Origin of the sequence: Metabacillus crassostreae (assembly GCF_016908395.1) — a bacterium.
In the GTDB taxonomy this organism is placed as follows: domain Bacteria; phylum Bacillota; class Bacilli; order Bacillales; family Bacillaceae; genus Metabacillus; species Metabacillus crassostreae.
The window spans coordinates 108,789-123,953 of the sequence record NZ_JAFBDU010000006.1; the positions used below are offsets into that span (position 1 = coordinate 108,789).

13 protein-coding genes and 1 pseudogene are annotated in these 15,165 nt (G+C 33.4%); 11 read left to right on the forward strand and 3 right to left on the reverse strand.

The features are described 5' to 3' along the window. Positions 1–241: 241 nt before the first annotated feature. Together JOC75_RS17065 and JOC75_RS17070 are read right to left on the reverse strand one after the other, a co-directional pair. Positions 242–526, reverse strand: a complete 285-nt coding sequence (locus JOC75_RS17065) for a hypothetical protein (protein ID WP_146948237.1) — start codon at positions 524–526, stop codon at positions 242–244. Then, complete coding sequence (locus JOC75_RS17070) at positions 527–826, reverse strand: DUF2089 family protein (RefSeq protein ID WP_146948239.1); 300 nt, start codon at positions 824–826, stop codon at positions 527–529. Positions 827–944: 118 nt separating this feature from the next. On the opposite strand from JOC75_RS17070, the pseudogene JOC75_RS17075 reads away from it, so the two are divergent. The 4 genes and pseudogenes from JOC75_RS17075 to JOC75_RS17090 form a co-directional block, all read left to right on the forward strand. Then, positions 945–1,235 (forward strand): annotated as a pseudogene (locus JOC75_RS17075) (transposase); the annotation flags it as partial. Positions 1,236–1,412: 177 nt separating this feature from the next. Continuing rightward, the gene (locus JOC75_RS17080) at positions 1,413–1,874 is read left to right on the forward strand and encodes a MarR family winged helix-turn-helix transcriptional regulator (protein WP_204955199.1); all 462 of its coding nucleotides are present in this window, start codon (positions 1,413–1,415) and stop codon (positions 1,872–1,874) included. Positions 1,875–1,876: 2 nt separating this feature from the next. After that, the gene (locus JOC75_RS17085) at positions 1,877–4,996 is read left to right on the forward strand and encodes an MMPL family transporter (protein WP_204955200.1); all 3,120 of its coding nucleotides are present in this window, start codon (positions 1,877–1,879) and stop codon (positions 4,994–4,996) included. Between the two features lie 166 nt (positions 4,997–5,162). Further along, positions 5,163–6,800, forward strand: a complete 1,638-nt coding sequence (locus JOC75_RS17090; protein ID WP_204955201.1) for a diguanylate cyclase domain-containing protein — start codon at positions 5,163–5,165, stop codon at positions 6,798–6,800. A 138-nt stretch (positions 6,801–6,938) separates the two neighbouring features. On the opposite strand, the gene JOC75_RS17095 is transcribed toward JOC75_RS17090, so the two are convergent. Then, positions 6,939–7,487: a CBO0543 family protein gene (locus JOC75_RS17095; RefSeq protein WP_239589542.1), complete on the reverse strand. Its 549-nt coding sequence runs from the start codon at positions 7,485–7,487 to the stop codon at positions 6,939–6,941. Positions 7,488–7,757: 270 nt separating this feature from the next. Between JOC75_RS17095 and JOC75_RS17100 the strand changes: the two genes are divergently transcribed. The 7 genes from JOC75_RS17100 to JOC75_RS17130 all read left to right on the forward strand — a co-directional run bounded on the left by JOC75_RS17100 (position 7,758) and on the right by JOC75_RS17130 (position 15,162). Continuing rightward, positions 7,758–7,955 (forward strand): cold-shock protein, encoded by a 198-nt coding sequence (locus tag JOC75_RS17100; RefSeq protein ID WP_026558957.1) that lies wholly within the window; start codon positions 7,758–7,760, stop codon positions 7,953–7,955. A gap of 194 nt (positions 7,956–8,149) precedes the next feature. Then, complete coding sequence (locus tag JOC75_RS17105; RefSeq protein WP_204955202.1) at positions 8,150–8,860, forward strand: response regulator transcription factor; 711 nt, start codon at positions 8,150–8,152, stop codon at positions 8,858–8,860. Continuing rightward, positions 8,841–10,247: a HAMP domain-containing sensor histidine kinase gene (locus JOC75_RS17110; protein ID WP_338036602.1), complete on the forward strand. Its 1,407-nt coding sequence runs from the start codon at positions 8,841–8,843 to the stop codon at positions 10,245–10,247. Before JOC75_RS17105 ends, JOC75_RS17110 begins: the two co-directional genes overlap by 20 nt. 383 nt (positions 10,248–10,630) lie before the next feature. Continuing rightward, positions 10,631–11,521 carry a peptidylprolyl isomerase gene (locus tag JOC75_RS17115; RefSeq protein ID WP_204955203.1) on the forward strand — a complete coding sequence of 297 codons (891 nt, stop codon included), beginning with the start codon at positions 10,631–10,633 and terminating at the stop codon, positions 11,519–11,521. Positions 11,522–11,713: 192 nt separating this feature from the next. Beyond that, positions 11,714–12,883: a tryptophan synthase subunit beta gene (gene trpB, locus JOC75_RS17120; RefSeq protein ID WP_204955204.1), complete on the forward strand. Its 1,170-nt coding sequence runs from the start codon at positions 11,714–11,716 to the stop codon at positions 12,881–12,883. A 415-nt stretch (positions 12,884–13,298) separates the two neighbouring features. Beyond that, positions 13,299–14,315, forward strand: a complete 1,017-nt coding sequence (gene adhP, locus JOC75_RS17125; RefSeq protein WP_204955205.1) for an alcohol dehydrogenase AdhP — start codon at positions 13,299–13,301, stop codon at positions 14,313–14,315. Between the two features lie 205 nt (positions 14,316–14,520). Beyond that, positions 14,521–15,162, forward strand: coding sequence for a hypothetical protein (locus JOC75_RS17130; RefSeq protein ID WP_204955206.1), 642 nt, complete (start codon positions 14,521–14,523; stop codon positions 15,160–15,162). Positions 15,163–15,165: the final 3 nt, after the last annotated feature.

Genomic DNA, 15,165 nt, shown 5'->3' on the forward strand with positions numbered 1-15,165 from the left:
TACAGTCCTAATAGCAAACAAAAACGCTAGGGTAATATATGTGATACCCAAGCGTTTTTTTAGATTGTCTTGTTCAACTAACGCACCAGTTAGCAACTATTCTTATTGAACACTTCCTATAGTTGAGTATTGATTCGGCAACTCCTACATAGTTAACTCTCATAATCGTTCAATATATAATTAAATAAATGCTGCTCGTAATTCGTTTTATACTAAACTCTGACAATTGATTTTTTAACCGTTAAAGATTCTTCAACTCAATCTGTACTAATTCTTTATTTCGTTTCTTTTTTAAATATTCTCTACCATTAATCCAAATGCTACACAGAATTGCAAGTCCACCAATAGCTACTAGTATCAGTTTAACTACACTAAAATCATCATATTTATTAGGTATCCAATAGACCATATAAATCAGATACAGAAAAGGAACTATTGCACCCCATAAAGCTCTTTTTCTTCTTGATAGTAAAAATTGAATTACTAAAACGACAATGGCAATTAACCATCCATAAACTTGTTCCATTTATTTATCATCCTTTTCAGATTTATACTTTTCAATAATAACTTTTGCGACATCAAGGCTTACCCTTTCATCAATGACTAGATTTTTAATCATATTGATAAATTCAACATCTTCCTTCTTACTGTTTAATTCCACTTTCTCAATCAACTTATCAAGCTTTGCTCTAACTGTTGGATAAGAAACCTCATAAATTTTAGCAACCTCTTTAAGTGAACCAGAATTCAGTATAAATTTCCTGATGAATTCAACTGATTCCTTATCTAATGAAAGAATCCAATCAGGAACTTCTTCTCTATTCATACCACACCACCAACTTTCTATATAAATAATATTAAATTATTATTTAATTTAATTCAATAAAAAGTTAATTTTATTTATTTTTCGTAAAATAATAGCCTGCTATATAATCTGTAATTAAGATATTGAAAAGTGTTAAATATGCCCATTTAGAGAGGGATGTTATAAAGATGGTGCTAAAAGGAAACCTACAACGTAACAATAAAATTAGATGAACATCAGAACTTTCAGGAAGACATTTACTTCAGAGAAAAGTCAAAGGAACGATATAAAATAGAGGCTAAAAATAGCGAATTAAAACACAGACACCGGTAGGAAGTTGCTTCATCCACGGGTCTAATTGGTATGTAGTTACAAGGTGCCATGGCCATAATCACTGTAAATCTAAAGAGATCTAAAGCTCCAAGGATAAGAATACACAACTGGCCCAGTCTTCCAAAAACATGGAAGACTGGGGTCTGAAAAATATCCTTTCTAAAAATTAATTTTATGAATACGATTATTTATTGACAGGAAGTTCATATCGTTTTATAGTTAAACACGTTAATAGTTAAAGTGTTTAAGTATTATAAGGTAGGTGGTATCTAACATGTTAGATAAACATATAGAAGAATTGATTAACCGATATCTTGTTGTATCCTTTGCGGTTACCAAAAAAGGTGAAAACCTTGTTAAAGATAGTATTGGAGAATTTATTACAAATGACCAGCATTATACATTAAGGTACATACACAATGTTGGTACATGTACCTCAACTGAGCTTTCAGAGGAATTTAATGTAAAGCGAAGTGCGATTACAGCTATTATTAATCGTTTAACAGAAAAGGAATTAATAAAACGAACTCGCGATGAAAATGATCGGCGTGTGATTTATTTAACTTTAACAGAAAAAGGTACTGAGCTTTATGTAAAAACAGAGGAAAAGATTCGTAAATTAGTAGAATCAATTATTACGAGTTTTGATGAAAGTGAGATTACTTCTTTTATTGAAACGTATGAAAAGTTAAATTCCTTATTAGACAATTTAAAAGAATGTAAATTGGAGGAGTAGAAGTGAATACAATTATTAAGGGTAAATGGTTTGTCATCCTTGGTTGGATTGCAGTTGTTGTTGGATTGTTTTTTATAGCACCTAACATGGCTGACTTAGTACGTGATAAAGGGCAAATAAGTGTACCAGATGGATACTCATCCTCTTTAGCTGATGAAATATTAGCTGAAGTTCAAGCTGATGAAAGTGTAGGCGATATAACACAGGCTGCACTCGTTTTCCATAATGACGATAAGTTAACGAATCAAGAAATAAAAGAAGCAGAAAAAGCTATTGGGTTATTAGAAGATAATAAAGAGCTTGATGTAACAGAAATATTAACCCATTTTAATGAGGAAAGCTTAAAAGAACAGCTTGTTTCAGAAGATGGAAAAACCATTTTAGCTTCAATTTCTATTAATAGAAATGATCGAGAAGCAAAAGAAATATCAGCACTTTTATATGATACTATCGAAGAAATTAATGTTGAGCATTACTATACAAGCGGTTGGATGATTGATCAAGATGTTATGACAAGCTCGCAAGAAGGATTAAAGAAAACTGAAGGCATAACAGTTGTCTTTATACTAGCAGTATTGTTACTTGTTTTTAGATCACTAATTGCCCCTATTATTCCATTAATTACAGTGGGTATTACGTATTTAGCATCACAGTCAATCGTTTCTATATTGGTTGATACTTTGAATTTTCCAATTTCTAACTTCACGCAAATATTTTTGGTGGCTGTGTTATTTGGAATTGGTACTGATTACTGTATTTTATTATTAAGCCGCTTTAAAGAAGAACTTTCACATCGTGAGAGTGTAACTGAAGCTATTGTTGAAACATACAGAAATGCCGGTAGAACTGTGTTCTTCAGTGGATTAGCGGTGTTAATAGGTTTTGCTGCTATTGGTTTCTCACAATTTAAATTATACCAATCAGCTTCAGCAGTAGCAGTCGGTGTAGCTGTTTTATTAATTGCCCTATTTACGGTTGTTCCTTTCTTTATGGCAGTATTAGGTCATAAAATATTCTGGCCATCAAAGGGTAAATTAGAACATAAGGATAGTAAGATTTGGGAAGTGGCAGGTCGTTTTTCAATAGCACGACCAATTATAGCGCTCCTAATTGTTGCAGCAATCTCAACTCCATTTCTTCTTTTATATGATGGAAAGTTATCGTATAACTCTTTAGAGGAAATTGGTGGAGATGTTAATTCAATTAAAGCCTTTAATGCAATATCAGATAGCTTTGGACCAGGTGAATCTATGCCAACTGAAATCGTCATTAAAAATGATGAAGAAATGGATTCAACTGAGTATATAGCATTAGCAGAAGACATTAGTAAAGAGCTGGAAAAGGTTGATTTAGTAGATTCTGTTCGATCTGTTACTAGACCAACTGGTGAAGTAATTGAAGACTTTTATGTATCAAAACAAGCAGAAAGTCTAGAAGAAGGACTTGGAGAAGGTAATGATGGGATTGTCCAAATTAGCGATGGTCTTGCTGAAGCTGAATCAGAATTATCAAAATCTAGTCCACAGTTAAAAGAAGCGACAAATGGAATTAATGAATTAATCAACGGCACAAGTGATATTAATTCAGGAATGAGTGAAATACAAACAAATTTGGTGAAAATTGAGCAAGGCATTCGTCAAGGCTCTGCAGGCTCAACAGAAATCAAAAATCGTTTAGCAGAAGCGAAAGCTGGTGCTGAAGAAATGTTAGCAGGAAGTAATCAATTACTTGCTGGCTATGAAGATGCCGTGACAAAGATCGGTTTTCTTAATGGGGAATATGAGGAAGTTAAATTAGGTATAACTGGACTTTTAAAAACTCTAAATAATTTAAGTAGTGATTTTACTGCACTAGAAAATGAATACGAAGGTATTGCTCAAAATGGAAACTACGAAAAGATTAAAGGTACAGTCCAAGAAGTTATAGTTAATCAACTATCTGGTTTTGCTAAGGGATTAGAAGAGATAAATTCAAATCTAAGTGGACTTACACAACGCGTTGGTTTTGCAAATACTCAATTCACAGAATTAATCAAAGGGCAGAAGGAATTTTCCGAAGGGTTAGGACAGCTAATAGCTGGAATTGAGCAACAGCAAGCTGGATTAGACCAGTTAGCAAATGGTCAGGGTCAAATTGTTGGAAGTATTCCGCAGTTAACAAATGGTCTATCAGGTGTAACAGAGGGGCAAAAACAATTGCTTGCTGGCTTTGGTGATCTTGATGGTCAAATGTCTCAATTAACAAATGGATTAGCAGATAGTGTTGATGGATTAAATCAAGTATCTGAGGGGTTAGGTTCAGCACAGGACTATTTAGCTGACTTATCTAAAACATCAGATTCTGCTGGTTTTTATTTGCCAGAAGATGTGTTAGAAAGTGAAGATTTTGCGCAGGCATTGGATGGCTATTTATCTGATGATCGTAAAGTTATGACACTTAATGTCATTTTCGAAGCAAATCCGTACTCTAATGAAGCAATTAATCAAATAGACGAGATTAATTCAGCAATAGAACGTGCGACAAAAGATACAAAGCTTGAAAATGCAAAGGTTGCAATTGGTGGTATTACGAGTGTGAATGCTGATTTAAATACAATGTCAAATAATGATTACTCACGTACAGTTGTATTAATGCTTGTTGGGATATCTATTATTCTAATATTCTTGTTCCGTTCAATTATTATGCCATTGTACCTGATAGGTTCATTAATTTTAACCTACTACACAGCTATGGGGATTAATGAAGTGATATTTGTAAATATCTTAGGATATTCAGGTATAAGCTGGGCAGTTCCATTCTTCGCATTTGTTATTTTAGTGGCACTCGGTGTAGACTACAGTATTTTCTTGATGGATCGCTTTAATGAATATAAAGATTTGTCTGTAGGAGAAGCAATGCTACTATCAATGAAGAAAATGGGTACAGTTATCATCTCGGCTGCAGTAATTTTAGGTGGTACCTTTGCAGCAATGATTCCTTCTGGAATGTTATCGCTTATACAAATTGCGTCAATAATATTAACCGGATTAATATTATATGCGTTAATAGTATTACCATTATTTGTGCCAGTTATGGTCAAAACATTTGGAGCTGCCAATTGGTGGCCATTCAAAAGAGCATAGATAAACAAGTTAAAACAGTTGATTTCATGATGAAATCAACTGTTTTTTTATTTTGTATATCCAATATTTTGTCGTGCAAACTTTTAGGAAAAGCGATATGATAAAAAAGTAAGTTCTATAAATCGACAAAATATGCATGTTCACCGGATAATAAGGAGTAGGTACAATGTCACGCATTAATTTACGTACTTTTTTTGCTATTTCTTTTTTGTGTTTTATTGTGTTATTAACTGCTTCTTTAACTATTGTTCTTTCTATGAAGTCAAGTAATGAAATTAAAGATGAAATTGGAGATTCCACTTCGAATATTGCTTATCAAATGTCTGATAAGCTAGATTTTTTTATGTGGTCCCGCTACAGTGAGATTGAAATGTTAAGTCAATTAAATTTATTTAAAGAAGATCAGAATAATAATGATAAAAAAATCTTAATTAATTCGTTACAAGAAAGTATTCCCGTATTTTCATGGGTAGGTTTAACAGATGCTAATGGCAATATTGTGGTTTCAACAGATGATATATTAACAGGTGCAAATATAGCAGAAAGACCTGTTTTTAAAGAAGCGACAAAGCAGCCTTTTATAGGTGATGTTCATGAAGCAGTTTTACTTGCAGAGTTATTACCCAACCCAAGTGGAGTTCCTTTAGAATTTGTTGATATAAGCTTCCCTATTTTTAATCAGAACGGTGACTTTAAAGGTGTTTTAGCTACCCACCTTAGCTGGGAGTGGTCAAGGGAAATAGAGAACTCAATTATAAAGCCATATCAAAAAAACTTAGATAACTCAAAGCAAATGGAAGTTTTTATTGTTAGTTCAAGTGATCAAACAATATTGTTGGGGCCAGAAAAAATGTTAGGGAAAACACTAGCTCCTAACATACTAAAAAGAGAATATGCTCTAAATAACAGCTGGGAAATTAAAAAATGGTCAGATGGGAAGGAATATTTAACCGGATATTCGATTGGAGACGGTTATTCAAATTATCCAGGATTAGATTGGACAATCATCGTGAGAATTCCTGTTGAACAGGCTTTTACCTCTGTGGAAAATTTGCAAAATTATACAATACTAATTGGGATTATAGCAGCGGTAATTTTCGCTATATTAGGATGGTTTCTCGCTAGTAAAATTTCTACACCCTTAAATGAAATCTCCAAAGCAGCTAATCAGTTAAAAGAAGGGAATAAGGTAGATATTCCGCATTTTAAAAGAATAAAAGATTTACATGTGTTATCGGTATCTTTAAGAGAGATGGTTGCAACAATAACCGAAACAAAATCCGAATTAGGTCAAATGAAGAGACTAGCACATAAAGATTCTCTTACAGGACTGCCAAATCGAATTGCTCTTTACTCATATATTGATAAAAAATTGGAAAGTGAAGCAGATGAGAAATATCTCTTTTTATTTTTAGATCTTGATGGTTTTAAAGATGTGAACGATACGTTTGGACACCAAGCAGGAGATCAGCTACTTAAAGTTGTTGCTAATCGTTTACAACAAATAGCAGAAGAAGCTGACTTTGTTGGTAGACTTGGAGGAGATGAATTTATAATAATCGCCCGCTCAAAAACATCATCTCCATTAGAAGAAGGAAAAAAATTAGGGCAACAAATTATAGAGTCTATTAACAAATCAATCTCTTTAAATGAAAAAGATGAAGTTGTTATAAAATGTAGTATTGGTGGCGCAATATGGCCAGACTATTCAATTGAACCAGATGACATTATTCAATTAGCAGATGAAGCCTTGTATCAGTCTAAACGTACTGGAAAAAATAAATTCACCTTTTATAAGAACTAGTTTACTGATGGGTTGTACGTGAGAATAGGTACTCTATAAATACTGATCGAAACCATATGTAAAGCCGAGGAAGCTAGCAACCTTCCCCGGGAACTTTTGTTTGAAGTGATATAGATCTGATTTATCACTTCCAACAAATTAACTGTGTCTGTTTCTAAGAATAAAATTTATGAATAATCTAAGAGATATTCCGTATAAACATAGTCCAAGAAATGAGTAGGTGTGCGTCCACCATTTTAGTTTTGTGTACATATCAAACTGTTCAAAACTGACTTCTATAATATAGGAGAGAATAAAGGATAATATCACATAACGCCATATATAAGAAAACCAACTCTTTGAGTATTGATAGATAAGCATTGAACAAATAGGAATGACAACAAGGTCTGCTGGAAATAGGGGTGGAAGAACTGGTATTAACTTATCAGGATATCCCCAAAGTCCTAATGTGGTACCGATTAAATCAAGGAAAGAAGCGCTAATTGCGCTGAAAAGACCAAAAACCGTAATTTCTAACAGGCGATTTTTATCAACTAATCTCCACCATATAAAGTAAGGTATAACAGTAGCTAATAGTAATACCCACCAAGTTACAGCAAATAAGTCATCTTCAAGCCAGTGGACATAGCTTTTTTGGTTAAGCTTGTCGCTTAATCTTTGTAGCTCGTTAAAGGACGGGATATGCATAATACCCTCCTAGTAATGTTTAATTATTATCATATTGTTTTCAAAAAAAGCGTTTTTATGTGCATGAAAATACATGAAAACATTTTCAATGTTTATCATTTATGATTCTTGATTTCAATAAATGATAATGTTACAATTGACTTAATTATTTTTGTTCGGATAAGACTGAAAGTAGGAATTTGCTTTTCTAAAGCACCTCTTAAAAGATCGTTGTCTAGCAAGAATAGTAATATCATGTGGATAATTATTTTCCACGTAGGAGGAAAAACAATGTTACAAGGTAAAGTTAAATGGTTTAACTCAGAAAAAGGTTTCGGTTTTATCGAAGTTGAAGGACAAGACGATGTATTCGTACATTTCTCTGCTATCCAAGGTGATGGATTCAAAACTTTAGAAGAAGGCCAAACGGTTACTTTTGAAGTTGAGCAAGGTGCTCGTGGACCACAAGCTGCTAACGTTCAAAAATAAGTATAATGCTGCTTAAGCAGCTACTATAAAGATCCCTTTTTGGGGTCTTTTTTTGTTATTAATATCTCATTCTAATAAAATAGCAATAATTCCGGAGACTTGAGAAATAGGATAAACAACTCTTTACTTTGTACATTAACTAAAAAAAGATAAAATAAATACATATACAATTACTTAATAACGGTAGGTGCAAAATGAAGGTTCTTGTCATTGAAGATAATGTAGGTGTGTGCTCGATGATCGAAATGTTTTTTTCAAAAGAAGGAATTAGTGGAGAATTTGTTCACGATGGGCAACAGGGATATGAAGCATTTAAAACTGGTCATTGGGATTTATTAATTATAGATTGGATGCTTCCTGGCTTGGATGGGATTTCATTATGTAGAAAAATTAGACAAGATAATTATACGACCCCAATTATCATGCTAACAGCTAAAGATAGTGAATCAGATCAAGTATTAGGCCTTGAAATGGGGGCTGATGATTATGTGACAAAACCCTTTAGTCCGCTTGCATTAATGGCTAGAATCAAAGCTGTTACAAGAAGATATCAAGTATTAGAGCAAGAAAAAACAGAACCAGAGACAGATCTTTTGAAATCTGAGAATTTTATTATTAGTAAAACAACAAGAGATGTATACCGCCAAGGAGAAAAAATCACAAATCTTACTCCGAAGGAATTTGATCTTCTTTATTATTTCCTGCAAAATCCAAGACAGGTTTTTACAAGGGAGCAGCTATTAGAACAAGTGTGGGGTTATTCATTTTATGGTGATGAACGAACGGTTGATGTTCATATTAAACGATTGAGAAAAAAAGTTGAAACACAAAAAAATCCATTCTTTCATACCGTTTGGGGAGTGGGCTACAAATTTGAGGAATTGAATGAAGACAATGAGAATTAAATATATTTACCAGCAATTTCTTAGTCATATTAGTGTTCTTATTGTGGCTTTTGTGATTCTAAGCTTTCTTTTTGCTCATTATGTAGAAAACGTAGTTTATCAAAATAAAGTAAATGAATTAACAAAGTATGGTGAAACAATATTAACTGATTTTGAACAAGTTGGGCAAAATCATGTATTGGTTCAATATAAGCGAGTATTAGATGGACAGAATATTTATTTTAGTATATTTGATCAACATGGTCGAATTGTTTTTCCCATTTCAAATAGTTCACCGCAAACGAGTATTACCGAGGAGGACTGGAATAAGCTTTCAAATGGTGAGAAGGTAGTGACAAAGCATAACGTCAAATGGGCTGATCAAGAGGTTTCATTAGTCGCGATACCTTATATCGCAAGAGAAGGCTTAATAGGTGGAATATTACTTATTTCACCAATCAGTGGTTCAAGAGAGATGATTACTGAGGTTAACCAATACATACTTTATACAGTTTTTGTTGCTTTATCAATTTCCTTTTTACTTAGCTGGATTCTTTCTAAGATTCATGTTAATCGAATTAAGAAAATTAGAAGTGCTACTTCAAAGATAGCAAAAGGTGATTATAATGCACATATAACCACAGCTAATTTCGATGAAATCGATGAAATGGCTAATGATTTTAATAAAATGGTAGATCAATTGAAGTTATCAAATGAAGAAATAGAAAGCTTAGAAATGCGTAGAAGACGGTTTATGGCAGACGTTTCACATGAACTTCGTACACCATTAACAACGATTAGTGGAGTGATAGAAGGTCTACGACATAATATGATTGAAGATGCAGAAAGAGAAAAAGGAATAAAGCTTGTAAGTGATGAAACAAAGAGACTTATTCGTCTAGTTAATGAAAATCTTGATTATGAAAGAATTCGTTCTAATCAAATAAAACTAGTTAAAGAGGAAATACAATTAAAAGAAGTACTAGAAGTAATTAAGGATCATTTGTTATATCAAGCAGAAACAAAGAATGTTGATTTATTAATTGAAGCTGAGGAAAATAGCAGTGTTTTTGCTGATTATGATCGGCTTATTCAGATATTGATGAATATAACAAAAAACAGTCTTCAATTCACAGAAACAGGCTGTGTTTGGCTAAGAGGCTGGCAAGCTAACCAACAAACAATTATAGAAATTGAGGACACTGGAATTGGTATGAATCAAGGAGAAATCGAATCGATATGGAACCGTTTTTATAAAGCTGATTTATCAAGATCAAGTAATCAATTTGGAGAATTTGGGTTAGGCCTCTCGATCGTTAAGCGTTTAGTAGAATTACATGATGGAGAAATATCTGTTGAAAGTAAAAAAGATCATGGAACAAAATTCATTATCGTACTTCCAAGCTAACTTCACTAATATGTAGTTAGCTTCTTTGGCTCTGTTAAACTTTGTTGTTGATTTCCTTACAGGCATTCGCTTTCCCAGGAAAAATAATAAAAAATCCCAACTACCGGCTTTTTTAAAGGACAATTCTTCCTAGGTCCGGGAGCCTCCCTCGTAAGCTTGAGCGCCTGTGGGGTTTCTCTTTGACACGCTTCTCTAAGCAGGAATCTCATATATTCACCTCCAATCAACAAAGTGCTAAAAATCAACATTAAGCTTTAACATAGCCTCTTTTAAAAACTCTAAGAACATCTACAATATTTAATGCTTTGTTCATAGTTTATTCATAATTGTAAGATATCATTTAAAATAAGCAAAAAATGATAATAGATGAAGGAGCTTTTTAAATGATAGAGAAAATTTTTTCAAGTAAAAAAACAGTGGCAGTTTTAGCTGTGCTTTTAATAGTAGTAGTTGCGGCATTTGTATTTCTTTCAACAAGAAGTGAGGTTGTTGCTAAAATTGGAAGTGAATCATTAACAAAGGATGACTTGTATACATTTTTTGTTGAACAAAATGGAGAAGCTGCTATTGACTCACTCATTACGAAAAATATAATTGAGCAGGAAGTAAAAAAGGAGAAAGTGTCTGTTTCACAGGAGGAAGTAGATACCGAGATTGAGGCAGTTATTGCTTCTTATGGTGGAGAGGAAACATTTAATCAAACGTTAGCAACTAGTGGCTTAACAATGGAAGATGTTGAAGGAGATATTAAAACAAATCTTCAAATTGAAGCATTATTGAAATCTCGTATTGAGATAACAGATGAAGAACTACAAACTTATTTTGATGAAAATAAGGATTCATTTGCTAAGACAAAGCAAGTTAAAGCAAGTCATATATTAGTAGAAGATGAAGAAACGGCTAAAGAAGTAAAAGAAAAGCTTGATGGTGGAGAGGATTTCGCAGAATTAGCGAAAGAATATTCAACAGATACTGGTTCAGCTGAAGCTGGTGGAGATGTAGGCTTCTTTGGTGCAGGTAGTATGGTTGCAGAATTTGAAGAAGCTGCTTTTGCGATGAAGGTAGATGAGCTTAGTGAACCAGTGAAATCAGAATATGGCTATCACCTTATTAAAGTAACAGATATACAAGAAGCAGAAGAAGCAACATTAGAAAATAGTAAAGAAGAAATTAAAGGCATTCTTTTCGATGAAAAACTGACAACTGAATACCCAACATGGTTAGAAGAGAAAAAGGAAGAATACAAGGTGAAAAATTACCTTGCAGCAGAATAACAGGTAGAAACAACACTTATTAAACTAAAAAATTAGTACTATAGAGGGCATAAACTAAGAACTCCATTTGTGGGTTCTTTTCTTTATTTTCGTTTTATTTACCTCTTATTAGACATGCATATGATCATAAATACATGATATAATTTATCTATTCAGAATATTTTAGCTTCTAGCAGAGGAGAGATTAGAAAGATGACAAATAGTACAGTAGAAAAGGGTTATTTCGGTGAATTTGGAGGTAGTTTTATACCACCTGATTTGAATAATGTATTAGGAGTTTTAGATGAGAATTTTGAAAGATATAAGGATGATCCTGAATTTATTGAAGAATTTAATTATTATATGAAAGAATATATTGGACGTGAAAATCCACTAACATATGCTGAAAATTTAACAAAGCAAGTTGGAGGAGCAAAAATTTACTTAAAGCGCGAAGATTTAAATCATACTGGAGCACATAAAATTAATAATGCAATTGGACAAATACTATTAGCAAAAAGGATGGGGGCAACACGAATCATTGCTGAAACTGGTGCAGGTCAGCATGGAGTTGCCACAGCTACAGCCTGCTCGATTATCGGTGGAATGGATTGTATCATTTATATGGGGAAAGTAGATACAGAAAGACAAGCATTGAATGTTTTCCGCATGGAGCTTTTAGGTGCAAAAGTTGTTTCTGTAGATAAGGGACAAGGTAGATTAAAGGATGCAGTAGATGCTGCTTTAGATGATCTCGTAGAAAACTATCAAAGCACATTTTATCTTTTAGGCTCTGCTGTAGGCCCACATCCATTTCCAACAATGGTTAAGCACTTCCAATCTATTATCAGTGAAGAATCTAAAAAACAAATACTAGAAAAGGAAGGTAAGCTACCAAGTGCTGTTGTTGCATGTGCTGGAGGAGGTAGTAATGCAATTGGTGCATTCGCACACTATATCGAAGAAGATTCAGTAAAATTAATAGGAGTTGAACCAGCAGAGGCACCATCCTTGACACAAGGTGTTCCAGCTGTCATTCATGGATTTAAATGTTTAACACTCTTAGATGAAAATGGAGAACCAATGCCAACATACTCGATTGCTGCAGGCTTAGACTATCCAGGTGTTGGACCAGAACATAGCTATTTAAAAACAACGAAACGAGCAGAGTATGTAACAGTAACTGGTCAAGAAGCACTTGAAGCATTTCAGGTTCTATCAAAAGTAGAAGGAATTATTCCGGCCTTAGAAAGCTCACATGCTGTTGCATATGCTATGAAATTAGCAAAAGAATTGAAGAAAGAAGATTCCATCATTGTTAACCTTTCAGGTAGAGGTGATAAAGACGTAGAACAGGTTTTTAACATGCTGAAATCTAAATAAGATAAGTAAACGAAGGCATAAAAAAGGTCATCATATCCTTTTTTATGCCTTTTTTATAATGGCACTTTTCTGGAAGATTGTTGCTAATAGACGTCACTATTTGTTGTAACCAGTGTGTTATCACATAAAAGGTATGATTTGTAGAAGAAAAGTTGTCACTATATTTAATACGATGCTGATTTCTTTCGGTATTTATAAGCAACAAAGTTTGCGAAGAGAGCCTTTGTTATTGTTGATTATGTAATGGACAGGAAGTGGATGATACCGTAAGAAGAGGTAGGCTGATCTATTTGTATACCAATGTTGATAAATTTAGTTAGTTGTGAGTTTTATCACATCTTAATAAGCCTTTTCCTATTAATCTATAGATAAGGAAATGATCATTTTCACTAACTTTTATATAGGGGGAAGTAGAGTGAAAGCAGCAGTAGTAAATGAATTTAAACAATCATTAGCTATAAAAGAAATCGATGTGCCACAACTAGAGCATGGAGAAGTTCTTGTTAAAATTAAAGCCTGTGGAGTATGTCATACAGATTTACATGCAGCACATGGAGATTGGCCAGTAAAGCCGAAGCTCCCATTAGTTCCAGGTCATGAAGGTGTAGGTATTGTAACAGAAGTAGGAGAAGGTGTTACACATATCAAAATTGGTGATCGTGTTGGAGTACCTTGGTTGTATTCAGCATGTGGTCAATGTGAGTATTGTTTGAGTGGTAAAGAAACCCTATGTGAATCACAGCAAAATTCAGGCTACTCTGTTGATGGAGGCTATGCAGAATACTGTAAAGCAGATGCAAATTACATTGTGAAAATACCTGATCAATTAACATATGAAGAAGCAGCACCAATTTTTTGTGCTGGTGTAACAACATATAAAGCGTTAAAAGTCTCTGGTGTTAAGCCAGGAGAATGGGTAGCAATCTATGGTGTTGGTGGTCTTGGGCACGTTGCTGTTCAATATGCAAAAGCAATGGGAATGAATGTAGTAGCTGTTGATTTAGGAGAGGAAAAGCTTCAATTAGCTAAAGAATTAGGTGCAGATTTAGTTGTTAATCCCATTGAAGAAGATCCAGATCAATTTATAAAAGCCCGAACTAATGGTGTGCATGGTGCCGTTGTTACAGCTGTATCTAAGCCTGCGTTTCAAGCAGCATTTCAATCTGTTCGCAGAGGTGGGACTTGTGTGCTCGTCGGATTACCTCCAGAGGAAATGCCGATACCGATCTTTGATACTGTGTTAGGTGGCATTAGTATTATTGGTTCTATTGTTGGTACGAGAAAGGATCTTCAAGAAGCTCTTGAGTTCGCCGCAGCAGGAAAGGTGAAAACAATCATTGAAGTTCAGCCTTTAGAAAATATTAACGAAGTCTTTGATCGAATGGTAAACGGTGACATTAACGGTCGTATTGTTTTGAGCTTAGAAGATTAAGTATAAATGAATATGTAACTTACCACTATTCTAATTAGTGGTAAGTTAGCTACTTATAGTAAAGACATACTTTTTAATTTTGAAATATTAATCAAAACCTTATTGAAAGAACGTCCTTTTACACTATTTTTTTATTTATTTTCTTCAACTGCTCTAACTACTCCAATACTTTTTTCCCAATGATTAATCAACAAAGGTGGATCACATGAATAGCCAAATTAAACAGAAACAAGTGATAACTCAAATTATTGCAGAGTATGAAAATGAGTTAAAAGAAATTTCGATGTTTCTCCATGAAGAAATTGCTCAGAATTTATATGCAGTATTTAATCATTTACAGTTTTTACAACAGCATATGGACAACCAAGATAGAATGACACTAAATAACATGATAAAATTAACAAAGAAAACAATCGAAGATACAAGGCGGCTATCAACTAAAATTAACCCATTTGTTCATAAAAGGCTTGAGGGAGCTTTAGCCACATTTGTTGCTGATATTAGAAAAGATACACAAGTTGAAATAAAGTATGTCAACTTTAATGGATTAAAGCAAATATCTTTATTTACAGAAGTAATATTATATCGAATCGTTAAAGATATAATTACAGCTTATACTGACCATTGTAAAATTCAGCATATACTAATTGAAACAATTTGGGAGGAAGAGCTTAAAGTAAAAATAGATATTGTAGAGGTCGAAAAAACATCAATGGAAAAAGACGAATTTTCATTGTTATATCATGGAATTGAGGAAAGAGTCATGCTAGTAAGTGGGAGAGTTAATTTGTTAAATCCATGTAAAAATCAAACAATCTTAAATCTTAGTATACCGAATGTGAGGTGAATG

What these genes read in the sequence shown, in the direction of transcription:
- JOC75_RS17110 (WP_338036602.1), top strand. Translation starts at nt 8,841, where the DNA reads ATGAAGACAATGAGAATTAAATATATTTACCAGCAATTTCTTAGTCAT.
- JOC75_RS17095 (WP_239589542.1), bottom strand. Translation starts at nt 7,487, where the DNA reads ATGCATATCCCGTCCTTTAACGAGCTACAAAGATTAAGCGACAAGCTT.
- JOC75_RS17115 (WP_204955203.1), top strand. Translation starts at nt 10,631, where the DNA reads ATGATAGAGAAAATTTTTTCAAGTAAAAAAACAGTGGCAGTTTTAGCT.
- trpB (WP_204955204.1), top strand. Translation starts at nt 11,714, where the DNA reads ATGACAAATAGTACAGTAGAAAAGGGTTATTTCGGTGAATTTGGAGGT.
- JOC75_RS17080 (WP_204955199.1), top strand. Translation starts at nt 1,413, where the DNA reads ATGTTAGATAAACATATAGAAGAATTGATTAACCGATATCTTGTTGTA.
- JOC75_RS17130 (WP_204955206.1), top strand. Translation starts at nt 14,521, where the DNA reads ATGAATAGCCAAATTAAACAGAAACAAGTGATAACTCAAATTATTGCA.
- JOC75_RS17070 (WP_146948239.1), bottom strand. Translation starts at nt 826, where the DNA reads ATGAATAGAGAAGAAGTTCCTGATTGGATTCTTTCATTAGATAAGGAA.
- JOC75_RS17100 (WP_026558957.1), top strand. Translation starts at nt 7,758, where the DNA reads ATGTTACAAGGTAAAGTTAAATGGTTTAACTCAGAAAAAGGTTTCGGT.
- JOC75_RS17065 (WP_146948237.1), bottom strand. Translation starts at nt 526, where the DNA reads ATGGAACAAGTTTATGGATGGTTAATTGCCATTGTCGTTTTAGTAATT.
- JOC75_RS17090 (WP_204955201.1), top strand. Translation starts at nt 5,163, where the DNA reads ATGTCACGCATTAATTTACGTACTTTTTTTGCTATTTCTTTTTTGTGT.
- JOC75_RS17105 (WP_204955202.1), top strand. Translation starts at nt 8,150, where the DNA reads ATGAAGGTTCTTGTCATTGAAGATAATGTAGGTGTGTGCTCGATGATC.